We start from the raw sequence: 23,754 nt of genomic DNA, 5'->3' as shown, positions 1-23,754 counted from the left end.
GGTGTGGAAGATCGGCCATACCTCGCAGGTCTCGTCCGACCTGGAATGGCCGATGTGGATCGTCTATCTCGCGATTCCCCTCGGCTCGGGCCTGATGTGCTTTCGCTTCCTGCAAGTGGCCCGGCGCTTCAATCGCGACGGCGAATTGCCGCACCACGACCCCGGACAGGTGGAGGGGCTGGACGAGCCGCTCGACATTGCGCCGGAGGCCGACAACATCCATCCGCATGCGCGCGTGCGGACCTTGGACGAGGCAGCGCCGAGCCAGCCGCAGAGCCGCGGCAAAACCAGCGAGGCGGGCGAGCGCCCCCTCGGGGGGCAGGCGCCGGCGGCACCGTGGGGGCTCTCATCATGAACGCCGCCATCATTTTCGGGCTGCTCCTCGCCCTCATGCTCACCGGCATGCCCATCTCCATCGCGCTGGGCCTCACCGTTCTCACCTTCCTGTTCACCCTGACCGAGGTGCCGATCCAGGCGGTGGCGATGAAGCTGTTCACCGGGATCGAGAGCTTCGAGATCATGGCGATTCCGTTCTTCATCCTGGCCGGCAATTTCCTCACCCACGGCGGCGTGGCGCGGCGCATGATCACTTTCGCCACCAGCATGGTCGGGCACTGGCCGGGCGGCCTTGGGCTGGCTGCGGTGGTGGCCTGCGCGCTGTTCGCCGCGGTGTCGGGGTCGAGCCCCGCCACGGTGGTGGCCATCGGCTCCATCCTCATCCCGGCCATGCTCAAGGCCGGCTACCCGCCGCGCTTCGGCGCCGGGGTGGTGACGACCTCGGGCGCGCTGGGCATCCTGATTCCGCCGTCCATCGTCATGGTGCTGTACGCCGTGTCCACCAACTCCTCGGTGGGCGCGCTGTTCATGGCCGGCGTGGTGCCGGGCCTGGTGCTGGCCTTCTTGCTCGGCCTCACCACCTGGTGGCGGGCGTGGCGTGGCGGCTTTCCGCGCAACCCCCGCGCCACTTGGGCCGCGCGCGCCCGGGCCTTGCGCGAAAGCCTGTGGGGCTTGCTGCTCATCGTGCTGGTGCTGGGCGGCATCTACACCGGGTTGTTCACGCCGACCGAGGCGGCGGCGGTGAGCGCGGTGTATGCCTTCATCATCGCCGTGTTCGTCTACAAGGACATGCGCCTGCGCGACGTGCCGCGGGTGCTGCTGGCCTCGGCGAATATGAGCGCGATGCTGCTCTACATCATCACCAACGCCATTCTGTTCTCGTTCCTGATGACCTCGGAGCACATTCCGCAGACCATGGCGCAATGGCTGCTGGATGCCGGCGTCGGCCCCATCGCCTTCCTGCTGCTGGTGAACGTGCTGCTGCTGGTGGCGGGCAATGTGATGGAGCCTTCGTCCATCACCCTGATCATGGCGCCCATCCTGTTTCCGGTGGCGATGAAGCTGGGCATCGACCCCATTCACTTCGGCATCATCATGGTGGTGAACATGGAGGTGGGCATGTGCCACCCGCCCGTGGGCTTGAACCTGTACGTGGCCAGTGGCATCGCCAAGATGGGCATCACCGAACTGACCATCGCGGTCTGGCCGTGGTTGCTCACCATGCTGGGCTTCCTGGGCCTGGTGACCTACTGGCCGGCCTTGTCGCTGGCCCTGCCCCGCGCGCTGGACATGATGCGTTGAACCCCTGGGCAGCGAGTTCGCCGCCCAGGGGTTCAACGGCCGGTCTTCAGGCCGCCTGCCTGTCGGCTTGCTGGCCGTCGATCCAACGTTCCCCCATGTTTGAGCCGAGATAGTTCACGAGATGAAGGCGCTCCTGGAGGGGAGCATCGAGTTCAACTTGATAAAGCGCGATGCCGTATTCGCCGAAGTGCCTGGCGTGCTCGGCGCGAGCCAGCGCTTCCACTTGCTCCTTGTGACCGATGGCCACAACGTAGCTGTGGTGCTCGCGTTCACCGTGGTGAAAGGCCTGGGCGTAGTACAGCTCGCTTGGAGCGGAGGACATGATGGTTTCCTTGTTTGCGGTGTGATGCAGTGGCTTGAGCGATCCCTCGGATCGCAGTCCAGACATCGACGGTCAGCGTGTTCATGTCATTGGCTTGGATGCCGTTCCCAGCAAAATTGTGCGACGCACCAAAATTGGGTCGCCAAGGGCGTGTTGTTTTTGCAACCGATTCGACAATGACACCAGCATTTCGCCGGTTTTCATTGTCGAAGCCGCCTCGGGCAGCGCAGCGCATCGTTCAGATGGCAAACCACAGATACATGTACAGACTGTTATTGGCGCTGGCGCCTACGCTGCTCCCGTTGAGTTTGTTGTAGGTGGTGTATTGAAGCCCCAATCGAAGATTCTTTTCCGGGTTGGCCCAGCTTTGTCCGTAGGGGTTCCAATCGAGCTCCCAGACCACGCCGTTGCTTTGGACGTTTGATCCGAGGGCTGCCGTGCCATTCACGTTGAAATATTGAATGGTCGCGCCATAGGTGTTGTGAATCCAATAAGCGACATTCATGTTCAGCGTTTTCGCGGTGTCGCTCGGATAGGCGCCGAGGGACTGGTCGTAGCTGGTCTTCTCCTGCATGTACAAGCCGTTGACCGTGACGCTGTGGGTATCGCCGTTGATGAACTGGTAAGTCCCATCGATGCCGATATCGTTCACACTATCCGTGCCGGAGCTTCCGGTCAAAGATGGCGGCTTCATGCTCATGCCGATGATCCCGCCCTCATAGGTGCTTTGGCCCACGGTGGTCGAGTAATTCGCCCGCAGGTACGGCGCGTACCCCGTGACTCCCCAGGACCCGGTATGCAGCAAGTTTCCCCATTTGTTCGACAGTCCGTGGTAAGCGCCGCCCTCGAGATACCAATGATTATCGATGAGCGTATAGGCCGTCGTTCCCAGGACGGTACCGCCCAAACTCGCCATCAGCGGCGCGAACGGAACCCCGCCGCTGATCGGGCTGGTCATGAAGCCGTACTGCCATGCGGGCACCGTGTTCCAGACGTCCGAGACGGTCGGGTTGTTGTTCACGGACACGCCGAAGATCCCCGAGGTGCTGCCCAAGGTGTAGTTGTGGGCGTAGCGGATGTCCGTGTTGTCCCACGCCAGGTTGGAAGGCTCAGCCGTCTGCGAATAGGTGGCCTGCCCCATCATCCCGATGTGGTCGGTCAGCCGCCCGGCGAGAAAAATGGAGGCTTGTTGCAAGGCGACGAAGTTGTCGTTGCCATGCATGCCGTTGTAGAAGGGCGTCTGATCCTCGGTCGTGTGCGTGAACGAGGACACGAGCATCGCCGACAAGGGGATGTGAGCCTTGCCGTCGCTCATCGTGTAGCCACTGAGCTTGAAGGCACGGCCAAAGGGCGTCAGTTGCGGGCCGAAGCCACCGACGTGGCAGGCAATACAAGCCTGGCCGGTCTGGCGGGCAAAGGACGGCACGGCCTGTGCGGGCGTGCTCAGCAGCCCGATGCCCAGCAGGGCCAGAACAGCCAACGCGATGGAGCGCCATGCTTGGCGCCAGACCGATCCTGGCGCGCTAGACACGCAAGGCGCGACGCCGAGTGCTGAGGGTTTCATGATGGTTCCTTTCCCTGGGTTTGGGGCAGGCGAAGGTCTACCCTGGAACCATTGTCGAGCGCCTCGGAGTCAAGAAATTGACCTGCATCAAACAGTCGCAATGTTGAATGTTGCGAACGCACATTTCGTCTTGCGCAAGCAACATGCAGGGGCGTGCGCGTTGAACAACGACAACACGCGGCGTTCCCGTTCTACGTTCTATCTAGACACCGGCCCAGCGCACCAGCTCCTGCGCCGGCATCACGCCCGACTGGCGCTTGGCCTCGTGCCCGCCCCGGAACAGCAGCAACGTCGGGATGCTGCGGATGCGGTGACGCACCGAGGCCTGCGGGTTATCGTCCGAGTTCACCTTCACCAGCAAGGCGCGGCCCTTGAGCAGTTTGGCGGCCTGCTCGAACTGCGGCGCCATCTGGCGGCAGGGTCCGCACCAGGGCGCCCAGAAATCGGCGATCACCGGCAGCTCGTTCTTGCTGACGAAGCGCTCGAAGTTGGCATCGCTCAACTCCAGCGGCTCGCCGGTGAACAGGGTTTGATGGCAGCTTCCGCATTGCGGATCGTGCGCCACGCGCTCGGGCGGAACGCGGTTGAGGCTGTTGCAATGAGGGCAGACGATCAGCATGGCGACTCCGGGTTGCATGAACGGCGGATGCGCGGCTGGCGCCGGCATCGACCCAAACCACATGAGGGTGGCGGGGCGAAGTTCAAGCCGCGGGGGGACGTCCACCAGGGCTTTGGACGGCAAGCGGCGGGGCGCTCCCGCTTGGTGTCGCGCGCACCTGCCGTTACAGTAGTGCGAACCTGACGCATGCGAACCCGAGGAGCGACCCAGACATGCCACGTATTGCCTACACCCCCGTCGACCTGGACGAGCCGGCCGATCTGGTGGACGCCATTCGCGCGCGGCGCGGCGGCAAGCTGCTCAACCTCGATCGCATGTTGCTGCACAGCCCGGCTTTCGCGCGCGGCTGGAATGGCTTTCTCGGCGCCGTGCGCACGCAACTCGACCTCGATCCGCTGCTGCGCGAACTCGCCATCTGCACCGTCGCCCTGCTCAATCATGCGCAGTACGAATTCGCCCATCACGCGCCTGAGTTTCTCGCCGCCGGCGGCACCGCGACACAACTCGCGGCCCTGGCCAATGTGCCGCATGCGGTGGACGACGCCGTGCTGTTCTCCCCGGCGCAGCGCGTGACCCTGGCGATTGCCTACGAGATGACCCGGCGGGTGAAGGTGAACGAAGCCTATTTCGCCGCCGCCCGCGCCGCCATGCCGCCGCAGCAGGTGGTGGAGCTGGTGGGCGTGATCGCCACCTACAACATGGTGTCGCGTTTTCTCGTCGCGCTCGGGGTGGACATCGAGACCCCGGCGCAGCCGTCCGAGGCCGGGGTGTTCGAAGCCGCCACCGGCATCTCGCTCGACGACCTCGCCGCACTGCCGCCCAGGGGCCGCGCGTGAGCCTGCCCCTGCGCAGGAGCCCGGGCCCGAGACTGCATCAGCGCCCGCATCTGCAGCGCTCCATCCTGCTAGGGCCATCACCGACCGAACCGGAGTGCTGCCCATGGCCTCGTTGATCCGTCTCGCGTTCGACAATTTCCCGCTCACCCTGCTGCTGCTCGGCGTGCTGCTGGCCATGGCGTCGCTCGCGCTCACGCGGCGCGAGCGTACCCCTGAACGCATTGCCTCCACCTTTCTGCGCTGGTTCCTGCTGTGCTCGGTGGGCCTGAGTTTTTTCGTCAACTTCGTGTTCCACAGCTTTTATGGCGACCTGGCCGCGCGCCTGATCGGCTGGGCACCCAGCCCCTTCCAGTACGAGGTGGGAACGGCCAGCCTAGGCTTCGCGCTGGTGGGGGTTTTCGCCGCGTTCGGTGGCCTCGGTTTACGCCTCGCCGCCGTGCTCGGCCCCGCGGCCTTCCTCTGGGGCGCGGCCATCGGCCATGGGGCGCAGCTGCAGCAAGCGCACGACTATGCCCAGGGCAATGTCGGCGCCATGCTCGGCACCGACATCCTCGTCCCCCTCGTCGGCTTCGCCCTGCTCGCCTGGCAAGCCAAGGCACAGAGCCGACGCAGCGTGTTCGCGCGTTCGCGGCTCTAGGCCGGGTTGATCAACGCCGCGAGCGCCGCCAGTCGCGGCAGGCTGCGCGCGGCGCGGCTGCCATACCAGGAGCACCATTCGCCGTCGATCAGGCGCACCTCGGGGTGCAGGCCACGCGCCGCGAGCAGGGCGCGCGCCGCATCCACATCGCGGTGCTGGAAGCGGTAAGGCTCGGTCGACAGCAGCACCAGATCCACCTCGCGCAGCCAGGGCGCATCCCAGTCGAACACCGGGTAGCGCGCCGCACCGGGTGTGGCCATGCCATCGCCACCCACCACCTCCGGCAGCGTGTTCCAGCCAACGCAGGCCAGGGTGCGCGCGATATAGGTGTCGCGCGCCACGGTCATCCACGGCTCGCGCCAGATGAGGTAGAGCACGCGGCGCGCCGGCCAGGGCTGGGCCGCCAGGGCGGCGAGTTGCGCCTGCAAGGCGTTTGCAAGCTGCAGTGCGCGAACTTTCACGCCGGGCACGCCACCGAACAGTTCGCCCAGCAGTGCCAGCAGCGCAAGGTTGTCAGCCGGCGCCTGCGGATGCGTCACCACCACCTGCGGCACGAAGGCGCGCAGCGCAGCCACGGTTTCGCGCGTGTTCTCGTCCACATTCACCAGCACATGGCTGGGGGCCAGCGCACGCAGGCGCGCGAGGTTCACGTCCTTGGTGCCACCCACCTTGGGTACGGCGCGCACCGCTGCAGCGGGGTGGATGCAAAACCCGGTGCGCGCCACCACTTGCGCTCCCAGGCCCAGATCGAACAGGGTTTCGGTCAAGCTGGGGACCAGGCTGGCGATGCGCGTCTCGGCGCCCGCCGGAGCAAAGCGCTGGCCCAGCGCGTCGACGGCGTCGCGGTTGCCGGAAGGGAATGTGCGGACGGCTTGCATGGACAGATGCGGTGACTGGCGATTGTCGCAAGCTCGTCGGCCCGGGTTTGCGGCCATGTGCCTGCGCGCCGCAGCGACCCACTTCACGGGACAGCAACGGATCGCCGCCTTGCAGCGAAGCGGCGGCGCAAGCCGCCTAGGGCTGATGCGGCTTGTGCGGCTTGCGCGGTTTGCGCCGCTGCCCGGCCATGATGGGGTCGTACCAGGCGCGCGGCAGCACATGCAGCAGCTTGCTCACCACGGCCATCGGCCAGGGGATGGTGGCGTAGGCACGGCCGGACTCGATGACGCGCAGCGCGCGGCGCGCAAAAACGTCTGGCAGCATGAGAAAGGGCATGGGAAAGGGATTGCCCGCCGTGAGCGGCGTGGCGACATAACCGGGGCTGATGGTGACCACGCGCACGCCCGAGCCGCGCAACTCCACGCGCAGGCTCTCCAGCGCATGAATCAGCGCCGCCTTGCTCGCGCTGTAAGCCGCGTGCCCCGGCAGGCCGCGCACTCCGGCCACACTGGCAACGCCCACCAGCGTGCCGTTGCCGCGCGCGCGCATGGGCGCAATGAAGGGCGCCAACGTGGCCAAGGCCGCCAGCCAGTTGCTGTCCATCACCTCGCGCGCCGCAGCCAAGTCTTCCGGGCGCGCCAGGTCCACGCCATGGCTGATGCCGGCGTTGGCGATGACCACCTGCGGGCAGCCCCAGGCTTGCACCAGGGCGCCGGCTTGCTCGCGCCAGGCTTCGGTTTGCAACAAATCGAGGGCGATGAGGCGAATGCGCCCGGGGTCCACGCCTTGCATGCCCTGCACCCGGGCGCATGCTTCGGCGGTGGCGCGCAAGGCTTCGGCCCTGCGGCCCACCAGCACCAGCCGCCAGCCACGCGCGGCATAGGCCTGCGCGAGCGCCGCGCCGATGCCGCTGGATGCGCCGGTGACGAGAACGGTGGGTGGATGCGTGGCGTCGGTTTGGGCGTTCATGGACGATGTCCTGCTGAAAAAAATCTCAAGGCAGCGAAGGGCGTTCCCGAGTTTCCTTCATCCCCTCGGAGGGCGGGTACCGCACGCGGCGCCCCGGGGCAATCAACCCCCTGCGCCCGCCAGCTTGCCACTCACCTTGCCCTGCATGGCGAAAGTCCCGTCCAGTCCGTTCATCTCCAGGCTGCCGCCGGAGAACACCGTGGCGCCGCGTTGCACCGTGGTCGGCCGGTTCGACGAGAGCCGCTGGGCATTGGGGAAGATGTTGAGGAAGTCGCTGCGCACGGTGAGTTCCGGCGCGCCGGGCACGGAGCGATGCACCACCGCGTCGCCGAGCAATTGCACATTGCTGGCGTCGGCGTTGCTGATGCCGTTTTGCGCCTGCGCCGTGGTCATCACGCCTTGCGGGCTCAGGGCGCGCAACACCGGCGCGGTGATGTGCACGGTGTTGTTGCCGGGGATGTGCTGCATCGCCGCGCCGCTGAGCTGGACGGTGAGCTGGCCCTGGGCGTTGAACGAGCTGGTGTGAAAGTCGTGCAGGAAATAATCGGGCTTTTGCGGCGGCTCGGGCGCACCGCCTGGGCCGTGTCCGGCATGCATGGCCTCCCGCGCCACCCACCAGCTGAACGCCGCCAGCAGCACCATGAGCAGCGGCGGCAGGAAGGTGGACATGCGGCGCCACAGGCGCATCCAGCGTGACATGGTGTCAGCCCCGGGCAGGCGAAGACGGCACCGCCGGCTTCGGCAGGCTCTCCTCCTCGCCAGCGATGGTCCGTTCGAGCAGGCGGCGGTACGCGCCTTGCGCCACCAGCAGCAGATCGCAGATCTCGCGCACCGCGCCGAAACCGGCCGCAGCCGCCGTGCGGTAATGCACCCGCGCCAACACTTCCGGATGCGCCACGGGCGGGCAGGCGGCGAGTTGCGCGCGCACCAGCAGGGGCAGGTCGGGCCAGTCGTCACCCATCACGGCGGCCTGCTCCCAGCTCAGACCCAGCCCGCGCAGAATGCCTTCGGCCCCCGGCAGCTTGCGCGACTTGCCGAGCACGGCATGGGCCTCCAGCCCCAGCTCGCGCAGACGCTCGCGCAGCGGTGGGCTGTCGCGGCCCGACACCACCACCGGCAGCACGCCGCTTGCGGCCAGCAACCTGAGGCCGTGGCCGTCGAGTGTGGAGAAGCGCTTGATGACTTCGCCGCCCTCGCCCACCAGCAGATCGCCGGGGGTGAGCACGCCGTCGACGTCGAGCAGCAGCACGCGCACGGCCTGCGCCCGCAGCAGGACTTCGGCGTCGAAGTTCAGACGCGGGCGGGTATCGAAGGCGGCAGGGGTTGGCGTCATGGCTGGCTCGGGCACTAACACCACCTTGGCGGCGAACAGGTCGTGCATGTTCAGCGCGCCGATGGGCTGGTTGTGCGCGTCCACCACCAGCATCTGGTTGACGCGGTGCTGCTCCATCATCTGCACCGCCTCGACGGCCAGCGCGCCCTCGCCGATGGTGCGCGGGTTCGGGTGCATGGCCTGGCCGGCCGAGAGTTGGCGCAGGTCCACGCCGCGTTCGAGCAGGCGGCGCAAATCGCCGTCGGTGATGACGCCGAGCAGCGCGCCGGCATCGTCCACCACCGCGGTCATGCCCAGGCCCTTGCGCGTCATCTCCAGCAGCGCGGCGGAGAATGGCGCGGCCTGCCCGACGCGCGGCACGGCGTCGCCGGCGCGCATCACGTCGGCCACATGGGTGAGCAGCTTGCGCCCCAGGCTGCCGCCGGGATGGGTGCGGGCGAAATCGTCGGGGCCGAAGCCGCGCGCATCCAGCAGCGCCACGGCCAGTGCGTCGCCCAGCGCCAGTTGCGCGGTGGTGCTGGCCGTGGGCGCGAGGTTCATCGGGCAGGCTTCCTGCTCCACGGCGCAATCGAGGTGGATGTCGGCATGCTGCGCCAGGGTGGAATCGACGCGCCCGGTGATGGTGATGAGCTTGGCGCCCAGGCGCTTGATCAGCGGCACGATGCGCACCAGCTCCTCGCTCTCCCCCGAGTTCGACAGGGCGATGAACACATCGGCATCGGTCACCATCCCCAAGTCGCCGTGGCTGGCATCGGCCGGGTGCACGAAGTAGGCCGGGGTTCCGGTGGACGCCAGCGTGGCCGCCAGCTTGCGCGCAATATGCCCGCTCTTGCCCATGCCCGACACCACCACGCGGCCGCTGCAGGCCAGGATGCAGCGCACGGCCGCGGTGAACGCATCGGCCAGCGGCGGCTGGCCGATGCGCTCGGCCAGGGCCAGCACGGCGGCAGCCTCGATCTGCAGGGTGTTGCGCCCCAGTTGCAGGGCTTGTTCGGGATGGAAGACGGGATTCATCGGGGGGCAGTATAGGCAGCGGGGGCAGCTTGGCGGGTGGCGACTTGCCGGCGCCGCGCGGGCCGGCCCTGGCGCTACTGCGGGCGCGGCGCGTGGAGGCGGTCCTGCGTCTCCACCACGCGGCGCAACCACACCAGCATCAGCACTCCGGGCGCCGAAGCGACCACGGTGAACAGGTAGAAATGCGGCCAGCCCCAGGCTTCCACCAGATAGCCGGTGGCCGGACCGACATACACCCGGCCGACCGCCGACAGCGCCGACAGCAGCGCGAACTGGGTGGCCGAGAAGCGGGTGTCGCACAGCGCTGACAAGAAGGCGACGAAAGCGGCGGTGCCCATGCCGCCGGTGAAGTTCTCGACGCCCACCGCCGCGCCCATCAACAGCAGGTTGGACGGCAGCACCGCCAGCCCCCAGTACGCCAGATTCGACAAGCCCTGGGCGATGCCGAACCACACCAGCGCCCGCCACAAACCCAGCCGCGCCAGCAGCGCACCGCCGAGCAGGGCGCCGACGATGGTGGTGGCCAGACCCATGGTCTTGTACACCATCCCGACTTCAGCCGGGGTGTAGCCGGCACCGCGAATCAGGAAGGTGGTGGACAGCGCCCCGGCAAAGGCGTCCCCCAGCTTGTACAGCACGATGGCGACCAGCAGCGCCACCGCGCCTTGGCGCGAAAAAAACTCGCGCGCCGGCTCCACCACCGCTGCGGCCAGGCTGCGCGGCGGGGTGATGTGGCCGGGGGTGGGCGGCGCGAACAGCGTGGCCAGCATGAGCACGGCCATGAGCATCGCCATCAGCGCGTACATGCCGCGCCAGCCCAGGTATTCGGCCGCCAGCCACAGGCCCAGCCCGCCCGACACCAGCATGGCCATGCGGTAGCCCAGCACGGCCACGGCAGCGCCGGCGCCACGCTCCTCGGGCGGCAGCAGATCGGTGCGGTAGGCGTCGATGACGATGTCTTGCGACGCCGAGAAGAAGGCCACGGCCACCGCCAGCAGGCCCACGGGAACCAGGCGCATCTCGCTGGCAGCCACGCCGAGCGCGGCCGCCGCATGTTCGAGGCCCGGCCAGGCCATGGCGTCCCCCGGCGCCGGAATGCCGACCAGCGCCATCGCTCCGAGACTCGCCGCCAGCGCCGCCTGCATCAGCAGCAGCCAGCCGCGCCGCCGCCCCAGCCAGCGCGCCAGCAGCGGCGGGTGGATGCGGTCCATGCCCGGCGCCCAGAGAAACTTGAACACATAAGCCTGGCCGATGAGCGTGGCGAAGCCGATGGCTTTCAGGCTCACGCCCTGCACCGTCAACCAGGCCTGCAAGGTGCCGGCGGTCAGCGCCAGCGGCAAGCCGGAGGAGAAACCCAGCAGCAGCAACGCGGCCATGCGGCGGTTGCCGAACACCTGGCGCAGCAAGGGCCATGGCGGCGGTTTCTGGGTGACGGCAGGGGCAGGGGCTGACATGCGTGGCGGAAAGGGCAGGCCGTAGCATAGCCTCCGGTCACGCGCGTGCAGCAGCCGCACGGAGCGGCATGCGCGCGGCCGTTCGCAGCCCCCACCGACTCCAGCCATGTCGCCAGCACCCGAGCATCTCTCCACCCCGCCAAGCGCTTTTGCCCAGGACTTCGTGCGCTTCGCCGTCGACAGCGGCGTCATCCGCTTTGGCGCCTTCGTCACCAAGGCCGGGCGCGACACGCCCTACTTTTTCAACGCCGGACTGTTCAACGACGGCGCCAAGCTCGGCCGCCTGGCCGGGTTCTATGCCGACGCACTCCTGGCCAGCGGCGTGGAATTCGACATGCTGTTCGGCCCCGCCTACAAGGGCATCGCCCTGGCGGCCGCCGTGGCCATCGAGCTGGCGCGGCGCGGGCGCAACGCGCCCTTCGCCTACAACCGCAAGGAGACCAAGGACCACGGCGAAGGCGGCAGCCTGGTGGGCGCGCCGGTCGCCGGGCGGGTGGTGATTGTGGACGACGTGATTTCCGCCGGGACCGCCATCGGCGAATCGGTACGCCTGTTGCAGGCCGCCGGCGCCACCCCGGCAGCCGTGCTCATCGCCCTGGACCGGCAGGAAAAAGCCGCGATTGCCGGACAGACCCTGGAGCAGTCGGCCGTGCAGCATGTGCAGACCACCCATGGTTTGCCGGTGGTGGCCATTGCCAACCTCGACGCCCTGCTCGCCATGCTGGGCGCAGCGCAGGACGCGCAACTGACCCAGTGGCTGCCGCAGGTGCGCGACTACCGCGCACGCTATGGCGTGTCTTAGGCCCGACCAAGGCCGTGGGCGTGTCGCCCCAGAGTGACACGACAAAGACTGATAAATCAACCACTTGCTCGTGGAAGGCGAGGCGCTGTCGGGCCGAGGCGACGCCATGGGGGGCTACGGCCTCAGTGAATCTTGTCGAAATGGACGCAATGGTCCGTAGATCCCTGATTTGCAAGTATTTTTCGCGCATGGCATGGAGCTTGCGCCAAGCAGGCCGAGCAGCACTTCCGCTGCTGGCATTCCCAACGAAGGAGCTCGTGATGACGACCAACTCTCGCCTCGGCAAAATCATCCCCGTCACCGGCGCCACGCTGATCGCGCTCGCCCTGAGTGGCGTCAGGGCCCAGGCTGCCGACATGGCGCAAGCCCCGGCCCCGATGCAAACGCCCGCTGCGATGCAGCCTCAAGCCGGGATGCAGGGCCAGGCTGGCGGCGCCGTGCAGGCGCAAGCGCCCATGGAAGGTGTCGCCAAGTCCATGGATGATGCGCTCATCACCACCAAGGTGAAGGCTGAGCTGCTCAAGGACCAGTCGCTCAAGAGCCTGCAAATTCACGTGGCCACGCGCAAAGGCGTGGTCCATTTGACGGGGAACGTCGCCAATTCCAAGGACGCGTCTCGCGCCGTGCAAGTTGCCCAGGCTGTACCGGGCGTGAAAATGGTGATGTCCGACCTGCAGGTCCAGGGCTGAAGCACCGGACCTTCCGTTCCGGCCTCCATCCGCCGCGTTGGTCGGGTGGGGGCCGGACGCGAGGGACGGCGCGGCGCGGCGCGCAGCAACCCTGCCGACCTGAGCCCACGAGCCCATTGGGGGCATGCGCCTTAAAAGAATAGGAATCGTTATCATTTGACTCATCTTGTCATCAACGGTAACGACCCATGCCACGTTTTTCCTTGTCGACCGCTGGCGCGCTGTGCGCCGCCGCCTTTCTCGGCCTCAGTTCTGCCCCCGCCCTGGCCGGCCCGCAATGCACCCGGGAGCCCCCCGCCAAATGGCTGGACGCGGCCAAGTTCCGCGCCGACCTCGAAGCACAGGGCTATGCCATCGCCAAGTTCAAGACCACGTCCGGGCATTGCTACGAGATCTACGGCAAGGACAAGACCGGCGCCAAGGTCGAAATCTATTTCGACCCGGTGGACGGCAGGATCGTCAAGCAGGAACGTCATTGACCGAGCCGGCAGCATGCGGCGCAGACGATCGCATCCCGCTGGCCCTGCGCCTGTACCACTGGGCTCTGGCCGCATCATTCGTCGGCGCCTGGGCACTTGAATCCGCCTGGCGCGAAGCGCATGAGTGGCTGGGTTACACCCTGGCTGGCCTGCTGCTGTGGCGCTTGCTGTACGGCCTGAGCGGTCCGCAGGCTTTGCGCTTCGCCACATTCATCGTGGGGCCGCGCCGGGTGTGGCGCTATGCGGTGGACTTGCGCCACGGCCGCGCCGCGCTGAGAACCGGCTACAACCCCCTGGCCGGCTGGGCCATTGCCGGGCAAATGCTGTTGCTTGGCGCCGTGGCGTTCAGTGGTCATTTGCTCACCACCGACGCATTCTGGGGGGATGAAACGCTGCAGTCGGCCCATGCCCTGTTGGTGGACGGCATGTGGACCATGATCGGCCTGCATCTGGGCGGCGTCACGCTGGCCAGCCTGCGCAGTCGCCGCGTTTTGCCGCTGGCCATGCTCAGCGGGCGCCGCTATCCGCACTGAACGCTCGGCGGACCGCTGGGGGCGCGTTCTCAAGTGCCGCCGACGTAGGGATTGCTGCGGCGCTCTTCACCGAAGGTGGATTCCGGGCCATGTCCGGGAATGAACACGGTGTCGTCGCCCATGGGCCAGAGCCGCTGGGTGATGCTGTCGAGCAACTGCTGGTGATTGCCACGCGGAAAATCGGTCCGGCCGATGGAACCGGCGAACAGCACGTCGCCCACCCAGCAGCGCTTGGCCTCGGGCTGGTGGAACACCACATGACCGGGGGTGTGGCCCGGGCAATGGCGCACCTCGAAGCGCAGCGTGCCCAAGGTGAGCTGGTCGCCGTCGTGCAGCCAGCGGTCGGGCGTGAACGCCTCGGCCGGGGGAAAGCCGAACATCTTGGACTGTTGCGGCAAGCAGTCGATCCAGAACTGGTCGTCCGGGTGCGGACCGACGATGGGCACGCCTGCACGCTTGGCCGCCGCAGCCGCGGCGCCGGCATGGTCGATGTGCGCATGCGTGAGCCACACGCCGCGCAACTTCACGCCCTGCGCCGCAACCTCGGCGAACACGCGGTCGAGGTCACCGCCGGGGTCCGTGAGCACGGCCTCGCGCGTGGCGTCATCCCACAGCAAACAGCAGTTCTGCGCGAAGGGGGTTACAGGAAGAATGCGGTAGTGCAGCATGGGAATCCGATGGTTCGAAAATTCCAGAATACGGCGATACCTGGCTGAACCACGGAACACGCGGCAAAACCTCGTTGGCCCGTTTCACGAGCCTTCGGCTTGGGGGCTGCAAATCCAAGCAGCGTGCTCTGCGCCCGACCCTTGCTGTCCGAGTCGTCCTTCAGTTTGCGGCGCGCCCACGAAAAAACCGGCTGCGGATGGCACCGGCGCCGGCTTTTTTCACACAGGCTGCAGGCCTCAGGCCACAGCCTGGTCACAAGGTTTTTTCTGGCTTTGCGCAACCCGGGCAGTGCGCAGAGGGATGGTTTTCCCGCTGCACGGCGACGCTGTTGATGACCCTGGCAGGAAGGGCGCGGGCGATGCTGTCGAACAGTTCGGGGCCGCCGATCGGGGCCATCTTCAGGCCATTCGGCACCATCACATAGGTGCCTTGCTGGCTGAAGAAGCGAAGCGACACGGTTTCGCCGGCGCCGATGGTCTTGACGCTTTTGAACATGGCTTGCATCTTCGCCAGGTCGGGCTCATAGCCTTTGTAGGCCGCCGCCGACACGCTCTTTTTCACCAGCGCGTCGATGGCTTCGCCGAGTTGGACGCCGCCCATGGGCTTGATGGGGATCAGCCGCAGCTCCTTCATGTTCGCCGTCATGATGGCCGAGTTGGAGGTGGTGTTCTCGGGCACATACAGCGCCGCGGCCAGGCTGTGGCCGGCGAGGTTGACGACGCCGGCGCCGTTGATCCACAGCGGAATGCCGTCAGCGGGTGCCGACTGCTCGACGGACACGCCGCCGACCTTGATCGCGGCGTAGGCGTTGACGGTTGCAAAGCTTGCGGCCAGTGCTGCGGCCAACATCAGTTTTTTCATGGACGACTCCTCGGGTGGTGCCTGCTGACGCAAGCTATATAAGCGCGTGATTATTCACCGACTGCGCGCCAATGACGTGCGTTTTCGCAACAAGCTGTGAGCATCCGCAATCTTGAGGCCCTCTTTCCAGGCAAATCGCATTCGGCACTCGGGAAAATACCGAGGCCGCCAGGCTGCGCTCGGCCCCTCACTGGCTCACGGCGGCGTCTCCGAGCAGGGCGCTCTTCAGGCGAGTTTCAGCAGGATCCTTGCCAAGCCAGATCTTCAGCAGGGCTTTGAAAAAATCGGGATCGGTATAGGGTGCGCCAGCCGGCACACCGTCGATGTCGATGGTCGTTCCATGGTCTGGAACGAAGCGCAGCGTGACGACTTCGCCGGTCTTGAGGTTGCGTTTTTGCGCGAACAAGCCGCCCAGCCGCGCCATGCTGGGAATCAGCCCGCTGAATTCTTCTGCCGAGACGTTGTTCTGGATGCCTTCGGTGAGCTTCTTGCCCAGTTCCGAGCCGGTAACGTCACGCAGCATCACCAGGCGCATTTCCTTCGGCCCCGGCATGTCGAGCGCCATCTGGGCGTTGCTGGTTTTTTGCGGCAAGTAGAGCGCGGCGACATACACCTTGAAAAACAGAAAATAACGCGTCCCCACGCCATTGAGCGGGAGCGTTTTTCCGGCCAATTGTTGGGTTTCGTCCACCGGCACGCCATGAATCTCCAGCGCATGGGCGGCTTGAAGGGTGACGATTTGCAGGGTGACGGCGAACAGTGCAGCAGCAAAAAGGCGCGGGGCGAGGCGGTGGGCGGTCATGGGGTCTCCTGAGTTGTTGGGATAAAAAAGCACGCTCGTTCAGTTTCCGACAAATCGGCCGGCCTGGCAATCCGGACATCACCCAAAAGGCACCACGGCCGATGCAGCCGCCGGCCATGGACTGCAGCCGCCATCCGTGGACCGGAGGCGCCGCAGCGCGAGCCGCCACGCAGTGCGGGTTTGCTACAGTCAAGGTCATCGCGCCAATGGGCCGATCAAGGCTCCCGCACCTTCATGTTCATCCACCGCAAGCATGTTTCCGGTTCCGCAGACCGGGGAGCCTGGCCCTGGCGGCCCGGTGCCCGACTTGCTGACGCCGCTTGAGCGCCACGCGCGCCGCAAGCAGCCCCACCTCGCGGCCGGCCACGGCTGGCCGCAGCGGATGAACCCGGCGGCCACCCCGGCCGCGCCTGAGAAGACGCCATGACCGAACTCGAATTTCAATCCCTGGCCCGCGAGGGCTACAACCGCATCGCGCTGGTTTCCGAGGCTTTCGCCGACCTGGAAACGCCGCTGTCGCTTTACCTGAAGCTGGCCCACCCGACACAGGGCGGGCGCAACACCTTCCTGCTGGAGTCGGTGGTGGGTGGCGAGCGTTTCGGCCGCTATTCCTTCATCGGCCTTTCCGCGCGCACCGAACTGCGGGTGAAGAACGGCATCACCCAGGTGCTGCGCGATGGCGCCGTGATCGAGACCTCCGAGCAGCCGCCGCTGGATTTCATCGAGGCGTATTACGCCCGTTTCAAAGTTGCCCTGCCAGCCGGCATGCCGCGGTTTTGCGGGGGCCTGGCCGGCTACTTCGGCTACGACGCGGCGCGCTACATCGAGCCCAAGCTGATGGCCTCGGCTGCGAAGAACCCCAAGCCCGACCCGCTGGACCTGCCCGACATCCTGCTGCTGCTGAGCGAGGAGCTGGCGGTGATCGACAACCTCTCGGGGCGGCTCTACCTCATCGTCTACGCCGACCCGGCCCAGCCCGAAGCCTATGGCCGCGCCCGCTCGCGGCTGCAAACCCTGCGCGAGCACTTGCGCTATTCGGTCACGGCACCGCCCATGATGCGCAGCACGGTGACGCCGACCGAGCGCGAGTTCGACAAGGCCGACTACCTGCAGGCGGTGGCGCAGGCGAAGGAGTTGATTGCCGCCGGCGACTTCATGCAGGTGCAAGTGGGCCAGCGCCTGCGCAAGCGCTACGCCGAGTCGCCGCTGTCGCTGTACCGTGCGCTGCGCTCGATCAACCCCTCGCCCTATATGTACTTCTACAACTTCGGCGACTTCCAGGTGGTGGGCTCCTCGCCCGAAATTCTGGTGCGGCAAGAAGCGGTGGCGGGCGGCGAGAAAGTCACCATCCGTCCGCTGGCCGGCACCCGCCCGCGCGGCGCCAGCAGCGAGGACGACGCGCGCCAGGAACGCGAGTTGCTGGCCGACCCGAAGGAGCGCGCCGAGCACCTGATGCTCATCGACCTGGCGCGCAACGATCTCGGCCGCATCGCCCAGACCGGCAGCGTGAAGGTCACCGAGGCCTTCGCCATCGAACGCTACTCGCATGTGATGCACATCGTCAGCAATGTCGAGGGCCTGCTCAAGCCGGGCCTGTCGGCGCTGGATGTGCTGCGCGCCACCTTCCCCGCCGGCACCTTGTCGGGCGCGCCCAAGATTCGCGCGATGGAAGTCATCGACGAACTCGAACCCACCCGCCGCGGCCTGTACGGCGGCGCCGTGGGCTACTGGAGCTTCGCCGGCGACATGGACCTGGCCATCGCCATTCGCACCGGCATCATCAAGAACCACTGGCTCTACGTGCAGGCCGCCGCCGGCGTGGTGGCCGACTCGGTGCCCGAGATGGAATGGCGCGAGACCGAGGCCAAGGCGCGCGCCGTGCTGCGCGCTGCCGAGCAAGTGCAGGAAGGGCTCGACGGTTGAGGCCTTGTTGGGGTGGCCCGGGGCTGCTGCTGCCTCAGCCCGCCAGCCTGGAGCCGGCCTGAGAAAGCGCCCGGCCGCCCGAAGCGTTCTCACCTCCTCGGGAGGCGGCTGCCGCGGCGCGGCGGCCTGGAGGCCGTCCTCTGCCCGCGTCTGCAAAAACCGTGGGCGCGGACTAGCATCGACCTCCTTTGTTGCCGCTGCGGCGCCTCGACGTTCCTGGCCGCGCGGCCCAACCTGGAGACTTGCATGAAACTGTATTTCAGCCCCGGATCCTGTTCCCTCTCGCCCCGCATCGTGCTCAGCGAACTGGGCTTGCCGGCCGACATGGTGAAGGTGAACCTGCAGACCAAGGCCTTGGACGGCGGCGGCGATTTCCGCGCCATCAACCCCAAGGGCTATGTGCCCGTGCTGCAGCTCGACGACGGCAGCATCCTCACCGAAGGCCCGGCCATCGTGCAGTACCTGGCCGACCGCAAGCCCGAAGCCAAGCTCGCCCCGGCCAATGGCACGATGGAGCGTTACCGCCTGCAGGAGTGGCTGAACTTCATCTCCACCGAGTTGCACAAGCAGTTCAGCCCGCTGTTCAACCCGGCCTCCACCGATGCGGTGAAAGAGGCGCAAAAGCAGCGCCTCGGCGAGCGCTTCAACCTCATCAGCCAGACCCTCGCCAAGCAGGACTACCTGCTGCCCTCCGGCTTTTCCGTGGCCGACGCCTACCTCTACACCGTGCTGACCTGGGCCGGCACCACCGGCCCCGCGCTCACGAGCTGGCCGGCGCTGCAGGCCTTCATGACCCGCATGCAAGCCCGTCCTGGCGTGGCCGCGGCTCTGGCGGCAGACCGTGATGCGAAGAAGGGCTGAGGTGCAAGCCTAGATGACGATCCGCCCCCGCGCAGCCGACGACGCGAGTTTGTTTTGAGTCGACGTCCTCGCGCTCCCAGCACGCGGGCGGGCCGCCATCGGAGCGCCTTGGAGTGCTGGCGATGAGCAGTCAAGTTGCCATCCCGGGTTCGGGCGCCGCCAGAACCGGCGGCCTGTTGGCCGGCAATCTGGCGAGCAGCCTGCTGTGGACCACGCAGCCGCTTGCCATTGGCCTCGCGGCGGCCAGCGTTCCGCCCTTGCTGCAGGCCTCGGTGGCGACCACCTCGGCGCTGTTCCTGGTGTGGCTGTGGACGCGCTGGCGCAATGTGCCGGTGTTCGCGCAGGACGACACCCTGGCGCCCGGCGCCCTGCTCGGCCTGTTGTTCAGCGCCCGGCTGGGACTGATGTATTTCGCCTTGGCGCGCCTGCCGGTGCCGCAGGCCGTGGCGCTGGTCTTCGCCGCGCTCGTGGCGGCGCAAGCCTGCCTGAGTCTCTGGGGCGCGCTCGGCCGGGGGAACCGGCTGCATTCCCGGTCGGCGCGGTCTGGCGTGAAACTGCTGGCCGGGCTGGCGCTGGCGGCGGCTGGCTTGCTGCTGGCCGCGCACGCGGCAGCGGCCGATGCCGTCACCGCCGCCCTGCTGGCTGGCGGAATCTGGGCGGTGGAGGCCTGGGTTGCACGCGGCCCGAGGCTGACGCATTGCGGCGGCGAGAAAATCCTGTTTTATCAACTCATCGGCGCGGCGGTGGTGCTCCCCGTGGCTTCGGTGGCGGCGGGCGAGAACTGGCTGATGCAACCGAGCAGCATCGGCTGGGCCGCACTCGGCGCGCAGACGCTGCTGGGTGGCCTGGCCTTGCCGCTGCTGTGGTTTGCGCCCGGCGTCGCGCAACGTCCCAGGCCCTTGGCCACGCTGATGCGGCTCGCGCCGCTGGCCACGGTGCTGCTGGTCTGGTGTTTCAACGCCTGGATTGCACCAGGTCTGATGCCTCAGCCGAATGACTCGGTGCTGGCCGCCTGCCTGCTGCTGACCGCCGCTGCCTGGTTCACCACACGCCGGGAATGAAGCGCCGGGTGCGCTGGGCGTACGCCGTGTAATCCGGCCAGCGCTGGCGCAGCAGGCGCTCTTCCAGTGCCGCCTTGAAATTGAGCACGATCAGCAGCGCCAACCAAAGGCCGGCCTGAACCAGGCTGTGCGACCCCACCGCCACCCCCGCCATGCCCAGCAGCAGTGCCACGTACATGGGGTGGCGCACCCAGCCGTAAGGCCCGCCGGTGATGAGTTGGCCCCCGGCCTTGGGCTCGGGGCGGATGTTGAAATTGCCCGGGCGGTTGTAGGCGAACACCCATAGCCCGAGCGCGGTGGCGGCGATGCCCAGGGCGATGGCGAGCGCTTCCCAGCGCCAGTCGGCGGGCCACAGCACCATGGCGGCAATCAGCACGAACTGCGCCGCGACCCACAGGCGCGACTGCAGACCAATCGGCAGGCCGATGTTCAAGGCGCCGCCTGCGCTTGGGGTCCGTCAGCGGCGGCAACGTCGCGCCGCTTGAACATGCCCCAGCCCTTCATGGTCAGGACGCAGTCGCCATGCTGGTTGAACAACTCCCAGTGCGACTGCACCAGACCCAGGTGCGGCTTGCTGCGCATCGGTCGCGTCTCCAGCACCGCCATGCGCAGGCTGAGGGTGTCGCCGGGATGCACGGGTTTCAGCCAGCGCAACTCGTCGATGCCGGGAGCGCCCTGGCTGGTGGTGCGCAGCAGGTAGGCGTCGCACATCAGGCGCATGGCGATGGCGCAGGTGTGCCAGCCGCTGGCGACGAGGCCGCCGAACAGGGAATGCTTCGCCGCCTCCTCGTCCACATGAAAAGGCTGCGGATCGAACTGGCGGGCGAAGTCGAGAATGGCTTCGCGGCTCACGGTGGTGCTGCCGCAGTCGGTGACATGGTGGGGGGGAAAGTCTTCCCAATACAAAGTGCCCCCAGGGTCGTCGCGTTGCGCCACCCCGCCCCCCGAGGGGGTCAAGGAAACTTGGGGGCGGCCCGGCGTTTCCTCGCGCGTGCCCCCAGGGTCGTCGCGTTGCGCCACCCCGCCCCCCGAGGGGGCCAAGGAAACTTGGGGGCGGCCTGGTGTTTCCTTGCGTGTGCCCCCAGGGTTGGGCGGAGTGGGTGTGGTGGTCGTGTTCATGCAGCGATGGTAGGACCTGTTGCGCGGCACCATGGCTTCCCCCGGACAAACCCCCTTCACCAAGGTGAAGGTCGTCCGTTCACAAATTTTCACATTTGCGCGCGCGGCAGAAACGGCAATCTTGAATCCAGCGCCGTCCACGGTGCGTATGCCCAACATCGTGCTCGGAAACAGACCTTCGAACCGGCACCGCGCACGGCCCACTTCCCTGCCAGGGGAGGTCAACCACTGACAACTAGGAGCGGGAGTATGGAAGTGGAAGCAAATCGCTGGAAGAAAACCCTGACAGCCACGGCCATTGCGGTGCTTGGGGTGTGGGGGATGACGAGTGCGCACGCACAAGGCAGCCGCTTGCTGGCCACCAGCGGCGTCACCGAAGTTGGCGGATCGACCGGCGGGGGCATCGTGCCCTGAGCGGTGATCTCCAGCTACGACACGGGCGACGAAGTCGGCGGCTCGGCCTCCGGCACCTTCGCGCGCGTGCCCAACTACTCCCTGAGTTCGCTGGGCGCCTCCGTGGGCATCCACAACCGCCTGGAAATCTCCGTGGCGCACGAAGTGCTCAACGTCAACCTGGGCGGCCTGTCCAATCTCAGCGTGCTGGGCAACCAGGCCGGCGGCCTGGGCGTCGTCGCCGCTCCCAAACCCACATCAACCTGGGCAACCAGACCATCAGCATGGACGTGCTGGGCTTGAAGGCCCGCCTGTTCGGCGACATCCTGTACACCCAAGTCCCGGTGGGCATCAAGTACAAGAAGAACAACGACTTCAACAGCAACTTCTCCGGCCTGGGCTTGCCCGGCACGATGAAGGACGTGTTCGCCGCCTACTTCCCCAACAAGAGCCTGTCGCTCACCGCCGCCTACGCCGATCTCGGGCCGCTGCCCTTTCAGGCCAGCAACAGGGGCGTGTACTTGTCGCTCAACATGGCGTGGGCGCGGGGCGTACACATCACACAGGCCCCCCGAGCCCATGCTGCATCCGACCTCACACAGGAGTTATCCCCATGAAACTGCAGTCCTCCACCCTGGCGCATGCCCAGATGGCCTCCAGCCCCACGCTGTATGAGCAGCTCGGCGGCAAACCGGCCATCACCATGGTCGTGCACGACATGCACCAGTTGCTCAACGTCCTGGCGCCGATGGAGCCGGACGTGGTGCGCAAGTAAGGCCGATCGGGCCGGCGCATCCTGCCCCGGCCCGGTTCACGCCCTCCAGGAGCCTGAATCATGAAACCCACAGCCCAACTCGCTGCATCCGACAATGCCCAGCGCCGCGCCTTCTTGCGCAGCGGCGGGCTGTTCCTCGCCTTGCTGACGACCGGGGCCGTGCTGGCCAGCCGTCAGGCACGGGCCGATGACGGCATGCTCAGCCAGGCTTCGGTGCATTACCAGAAGATGCCCCGCGACGGCCAGAAATGCAGCGACTGCGCGTATTTCATCCCCGGCAAAACCGCCACCGCCGCGGGCAGCTGCCGCTTGGTGGACGGCACGGTGCATGCGGTTTTCGTCGTGAAGCCCATTGCGCGCGGCTCAAGCGCGTTGAGGCCGCACCACGGCCACCATCATCGCGACTCCAAGTTTTAGGCGAGAGTCTCTTCGTGCCCGCGCTTGCGGGCTTTTTTCTTCATTCATCCCTGCGGCATGAGCTGCTGCCGGTTCTGTGGACACCGCCCTAAGCTTTGTGAGCGTTCTCGAACACATCGGCACTGGCCTGCTTGCATGCACCGTTCGTTGATCGACAGCGCCGAGGATGGCTCGTGCGCGCAGGCGGGCGCCAAGGAAGCGCTGGACTGGCGCGCGGATCGGCCCAGGCGGCCTGCGGATTCGGCGTGGGCCCAAGCGAGAACATGTTGCAAACGCCGATGGTTGCGCCATCGCGCATCCGCGCGAACATCGTCAGTGTCAAATTTGGGCAACAATGCATGCCTCTTGACGGGGCCCCTGACAGGGCGGCGATTCGCCTCTCACAATTCATTGCACTCTTTTACCAATAAGGGTTTGACCTGATATATTGCGCCGCAGCAAAATTGATCTATCGCAACCTTCTCCGCATCCTCCCATGTTAGACGCGACAGTCGCACAGCGCATTCTCAAACCGGGTGAAATCCTGATTCTCGGTCGCACCCACGAGGGTAGCCAGTTTCGGCCGAGCGATTGGGCTGAACGCCTTGCCGGAGTGATGGCGCAATTCCGACCAGCGGAATCGAAGCACCAGGAAAGGCACCTGTGTTATTCGCCCTATTGCATGCCCACCCTGGTGGACGGCGTGCGTTCTGTGGTCCTGAGTCGCGCCTTGGCTGAGATCGAGCCCATGGCCTACCAGTTCGTTCGCAATTTTGCGCGCGACAACAACCTGGAAACGGTCGAAGCCTGCATCGTCGAGTTCGACGCTGCAGGCTCTGCCGACCAGAGCGATGCCGATGACGGCTCGCTCGGCGGACGCCGCGCGGCCTAGACTTCAAGCTTCGTCGCTGGGTTGAAACGGCCCAGGCGGTCAGCGCGCTCGCGCTCGAAAACCACAAAAAATGTCTGCCCCTGGCGGCGTTGCGCTGCCAGGGGCTTTCCCCAACCCACAAGGAGAATCCTGGATGCGCATCGGCGTTGTTGCTGAGAGCTTAGGAGGAGAGCGGCGGGTGGCGGCCACACCCGAGACCGTCAAGAAGCTGGTGGCCCAGGGCCACACCGTGCT

Annotated in this window: 30 protein-coding genes and 1 pseudogene; 18 read left to right on the top strand and 13 right to left on the bottom strand. The window is 66.7% G+C overall.

The window, feature by feature from the left end:
• Both ACYCUK_RS17710 and ACYCUK_RS17705 read left to right on the top strand, forming a co-directional pair.
• Window positions 1–355: TRAP transporter small permease (locus ACYCUK_RS17710; protein ID WP_461595991.1), on the top strand; the 355-nt coding region annotated here is incomplete at its 5' end.
• Window positions 352–1,638: a TRAP transporter large permease gene (locus tag ACYCUK_RS17705; protein ID WP_461595990.1), complete on the top strand. Its 1,287-nt coding sequence runs from the start codon at window positions 352–354 to the stop codon at window positions 1,636–1,638. The genes ACYCUK_RS17710 and ACYCUK_RS17705, both read left to right, overlap by 4 nt.
• A gap of 46 nt (window positions 1,639–1,684) precedes the next feature.
• Here the strand turns inward: ACYCUK_RS17705 and ACYCUK_RS17700 are convergent, their stop codons facing one another.
• From ACYCUK_RS17700 to trxC, 3 genes are all read right to left on the bottom strand, one after another.
• Window positions 1,685–1,960 (bottom strand): hypothetical protein, encoded by a 276-nt coding sequence (locus tag ACYCUK_RS17700; RefSeq protein ID WP_461595989.1) that lies wholly within the window; start codon window positions 1,958–1,960, stop codon window positions 1,685–1,687.
• 238 nt (window positions 1,961–2,198) lie between these two features.
• Complete coding sequence (locus ACYCUK_RS17695) at window positions 2,199–3,524, bottom strand: cytochrome c1 protein (RefSeq protein ID WP_461595988.1); 1,326 nt, start codon at window positions 3,522–3,524, stop codon at window positions 2,199–2,201.
• 202 nt (window positions 3,525–3,726) lie between these two features.
• On the bottom strand, window positions 3,727–4,143 hold the full coding sequence (gene trxC / locus ACYCUK_RS17690; protein WP_461595987.1) for a thioredoxin TrxC: 417 nt from the start codon (window positions 4,141–4,143) through the stop codon (window positions 3,727–3,729).
• Between the two features lie 212 nt (window positions 4,144–4,355).
• On the opposite strand from trxC, the gene ACYCUK_RS17685 reads away from it, so the two are divergent.
• Both ACYCUK_RS17685 and ACYCUK_RS17680 read left to right on the top strand, forming a co-directional pair.
• On the top strand, window positions 4,356–4,979 hold the full coding sequence (locus tag ACYCUK_RS17685) for a carboxymuconolactone decarboxylase family protein (protein ID WP_112484853.1): 624 nt from the start codon (window positions 4,356–4,358) through the stop codon (window positions 4,977–4,979).
• 103 nt (window positions 4,980–5,082) lie between these two features.
• Window positions 5,083–5,616 carry a DUF6790 family protein gene (locus ACYCUK_RS17680; RefSeq protein ID WP_461595986.1) on the top strand — a complete coding sequence of 178 codons (534 nt, stop codon included), beginning with the start codon at window positions 5,083–5,085 and terminating at the stop codon, window positions 5,614–5,616.
• Here the strand turns inward: ACYCUK_RS17680 and ACYCUK_RS17675 are convergent.
• The 5 genes and pseudogenes from ACYCUK_RS17675 to ACYCUK_RS17655 form a co-directional block, all read right to left on the bottom strand.
• Entirely contained in the window at window positions 5,613–6,494 is an 882-nt protein-coding gene (locus tag ACYCUK_RS17675; protein ID WP_461595985.1) for a helical backbone metal receptor, read from the bottom strand. The genes ACYCUK_RS17680 and ACYCUK_RS17675 overlap by 4 nt on opposite strands.
• 136 nt (window positions 6,495–6,630) lie before the next feature.
• A complete protein-coding gene (locus ACYCUK_RS17670) occupies window positions 6,631–7,464 on the bottom strand; it encodes an SDR family oxidoreductase (RefSeq protein WP_461595984.1) in 834 nt (277 codons plus the stop codon).
• Window positions 7,465–7,566: 102 nt separating this feature from the next.
• Window positions 7,567–8,163 carry an LPS export ABC transporter periplasmic protein LptC gene (gene lptC / locus ACYCUK_RS17665; RefSeq protein WP_461595983.1) on the bottom strand — a complete coding sequence of 199 codons (597 nt, stop codon included), beginning with the start codon at window positions 8,161–8,163 and terminating at the stop codon, window positions 7,567–7,569.
• Window positions 8,164–8,815: 652 nt separating this feature from the next.
• A pseudogene (locus ACYCUK_RS17660) lies at window positions 8,816–9,811 on the bottom strand (KpsF/GutQ family sugar-phosphate isomerase); the annotation flags it as partial.
• Between the two features lie 74 nt (window positions 9,812–9,885).
• Window positions 9,886–11,265: an MFS transporter gene (locus ACYCUK_RS17655; protein WP_461595982.1), complete on the bottom strand. Its 1,380-nt coding sequence runs from the start codon at window positions 11,263–11,265 to the stop codon at window positions 9,886–9,888.
• A 106-nt stretch (window positions 11,266–11,371) separates the two neighbouring features.
• Between ACYCUK_RS17655 and pyrE the strand changes: the two genes are divergently transcribed.
• The 4 genes from pyrE (at window position 11,372) to ACYCUK_RS17635 (ending at window position 13,768) form a co-directional block, all read left to right on the top strand.
• Complete coding sequence (pyrE, locus tag ACYCUK_RS17650) at window positions 11,372–12,067, top strand: orotate phosphoribosyltransferase (RefSeq protein ID WP_461595981.1); 696 nt, start codon at window positions 11,372–11,374, stop codon at window positions 12,065–12,067.
• Between the two features lie 260 nt (window positions 12,068–12,327).
• Entirely contained in the window at window positions 12,328–12,756 is a 429-nt protein-coding gene (locus tag ACYCUK_RS17645; RefSeq protein WP_461595980.1) for a BON domain-containing protein, read from the top strand.
• Between the two features lie 188 nt (window positions 12,757–12,944).
• Window positions 12,945–13,235: a PepSY domain-containing protein gene (locus ACYCUK_RS17640; protein WP_461595979.1), complete on the top strand. Its 291-nt coding sequence runs from the start codon at window positions 12,945–12,947 to the stop codon at window positions 13,233–13,235.
• Window positions 13,232–13,768 (top strand): cytochrome b/b6 domain-containing protein, encoded by a 537-nt coding sequence (locus ACYCUK_RS17635; RefSeq protein ID WP_461595978.1) that lies wholly within the window; start codon window positions 13,232–13,234, stop codon window positions 13,766–13,768. The genes ACYCUK_RS17640 and ACYCUK_RS17635 overlap by 4 nt, the downstream gene beginning before the upstream one ends.
• A 29-nt stretch (window positions 13,769–13,797) precedes the next feature.
• Here ACYCUK_RS17635 and ACYCUK_RS17630 read toward each other — a convergent pair whose 3' ends face one another.
• The 3 genes from ACYCUK_RS17630 to ACYCUK_RS17620 form a co-directional block, all read right to left on the bottom strand.
• Window positions 13,798–14,436: an MBL fold metallo-hydrolase gene (locus ACYCUK_RS17630; RefSeq protein WP_461595977.1), complete on the bottom strand. Its 639-nt coding sequence runs from the start codon at window positions 14,434–14,436 to the stop codon at window positions 13,798–13,800.
• A gap of 253 nt (window positions 14,437–14,689) precedes the next feature.
• On the bottom strand, window positions 14,690–15,298 hold the full coding sequence (locus tag ACYCUK_RS17625; RefSeq protein ID WP_461595976.1) for a chalcone isomerase family protein: 609 nt from the start codon (window positions 15,296–15,298) through the stop codon (window positions 14,690–14,692).
• A gap of 187 nt (window positions 15,299–15,485) precedes the next feature.
• Window positions 15,486–16,100 (bottom strand): chalcone isomerase family protein, encoded by a 615-nt coding sequence (locus ACYCUK_RS17620; protein ID WP_461595975.1) that lies wholly within the window; start codon window positions 16,098–16,100, stop codon window positions 15,486–15,488.
• 423 nt (window positions 16,101–16,523) lie between these two features.
• Here ACYCUK_RS17620 and trpE point away from each other — a divergent pair, with 423 nt between their 5' ends.
• The 3 genes from trpE to ACYCUK_RS17605 all read left to right on the top strand — a co-directional run bounded on the left by trpE (window position 16,524) and on the right by ACYCUK_RS17605 (window position 19,945).
• Complete coding sequence (trpE, locus tag ACYCUK_RS17615; protein ID WP_461595974.1) at window positions 16,524–18,023, top strand: anthranilate synthase component I; 1,500 nt, start codon at window positions 16,524–16,526, stop codon at window positions 18,021–18,023.
• Window positions 18,024–18,269: 246 nt separating this feature from the next.
• Window positions 18,270–18,884 (top strand): glutathione transferase GstA, encoded by a 615-nt coding sequence (gstA, locus tag ACYCUK_RS17610; RefSeq protein WP_461595973.1) that lies wholly within the window; start codon window positions 18,270–18,272, stop codon window positions 18,882–18,884.
• Window positions 18,885–19,006: 122 nt separating this feature from the next.
• On the top strand, window positions 19,007–19,945 hold the full coding sequence (locus ACYCUK_RS17605) for a hypothetical protein (protein WP_461595972.1): 939 nt from the start codon (window positions 19,007–19,009) through the stop codon (window positions 19,943–19,945).
• Here the strand turns inward: ACYCUK_RS17605 and ACYCUK_RS17600 are convergent.
• A complete protein-coding gene (locus ACYCUK_RS17600) occupies window positions 19,926–20,378 on the bottom strand; it encodes a methyltransferase family protein (RefSeq protein ID WP_461595971.1) in 453 nt (150 codons plus the stop codon). The genes ACYCUK_RS17605 and ACYCUK_RS17600 overlap by 20 nt on opposite strands.
• Window positions 20,375–20,881, bottom strand: a complete 507-nt coding sequence (locus tag ACYCUK_RS17595; RefSeq protein WP_461595992.1) for a MaoC family dehydratase — start codon at window positions 20,879–20,881, stop codon at window positions 20,375–20,377. Before ACYCUK_RS17595 ends, ACYCUK_RS17600 begins: the two co-directional genes overlap by 4 nt.
• 432 nt (window positions 20,882–21,313) lie before the next feature.
• Between ACYCUK_RS17595 and ACYCUK_RS17590 the strand changes: the two genes are divergently transcribed.
• The 7 genes from ACYCUK_RS17590 to ACYCUK_RS17560 all read left to right on the top strand — a co-directional run.
• The gene (locus ACYCUK_RS17590; RefSeq protein ID WP_461595970.1) at window positions 21,314–21,478 is read left to right on the top strand and encodes a hypothetical protein; all 165 of its coding nucleotides are present in this window, start codon (window positions 21,314–21,316) and stop codon (window positions 21,476–21,478) included.
• A gap of 3 nt (window positions 21,479–21,481) precedes the next feature.
• Entirely contained in the window at window positions 21,482–21,760 is a 279-nt protein-coding gene (locus tag ACYCUK_RS17585; RefSeq protein ID WP_461595969.1) for a DUF3034 family protein, read from the top strand.
• Window positions 21,742–22,074, top strand: coding sequence for a DUF3034 family protein (locus tag ACYCUK_RS17580; RefSeq protein ID WP_461595968.1), 333 nt, complete (start codon window positions 21,742–21,744; stop codon window positions 22,072–22,074). The genes ACYCUK_RS17585 and ACYCUK_RS17580 overlap by 19 nt, the downstream gene beginning before the upstream one ends.
• Complete coding sequence (locus ACYCUK_RS17575; protein ID WP_461595967.1) at window positions 22,071–22,232, top strand: hypothetical protein; 162 nt, start codon at window positions 22,071–22,073, stop codon at window positions 22,230–22,232. Before ACYCUK_RS17580 ends, ACYCUK_RS17575 begins: the two co-directional genes overlap by 4 nt.
• 60 nt (window positions 22,233–22,292) lie before the next feature.
• On the top strand, window positions 22,293–22,649 hold the full coding sequence (locus tag ACYCUK_RS17570) for a hypothetical protein (RefSeq protein WP_461595966.1): 357 nt from the start codon (window positions 22,293–22,295) through the stop codon (window positions 22,647–22,649).
• A 475-nt stretch (window positions 22,650–23,124) separates the two neighbouring features.
• Entirely contained in the window at window positions 23,125–23,520 is a 396-nt protein-coding gene (locus tag ACYCUK_RS17565; protein WP_461595965.1) for a DUF3579 domain-containing protein, read from the top strand.
• Between the two features lie 133 nt (window positions 23,521–23,653).
• Window positions 23,654–23,754: hypothetical protein (locus ACYCUK_RS17560; RefSeq protein WP_461595784.1), on the top strand; the 101-nt coding region annotated here is incomplete at its 3' end.

Source organism: Thiomonas sp., from assembly GCF_054608695.1.
This window is presented reverse-complemented; position numbering and strand designations above follow the sequence as displayed.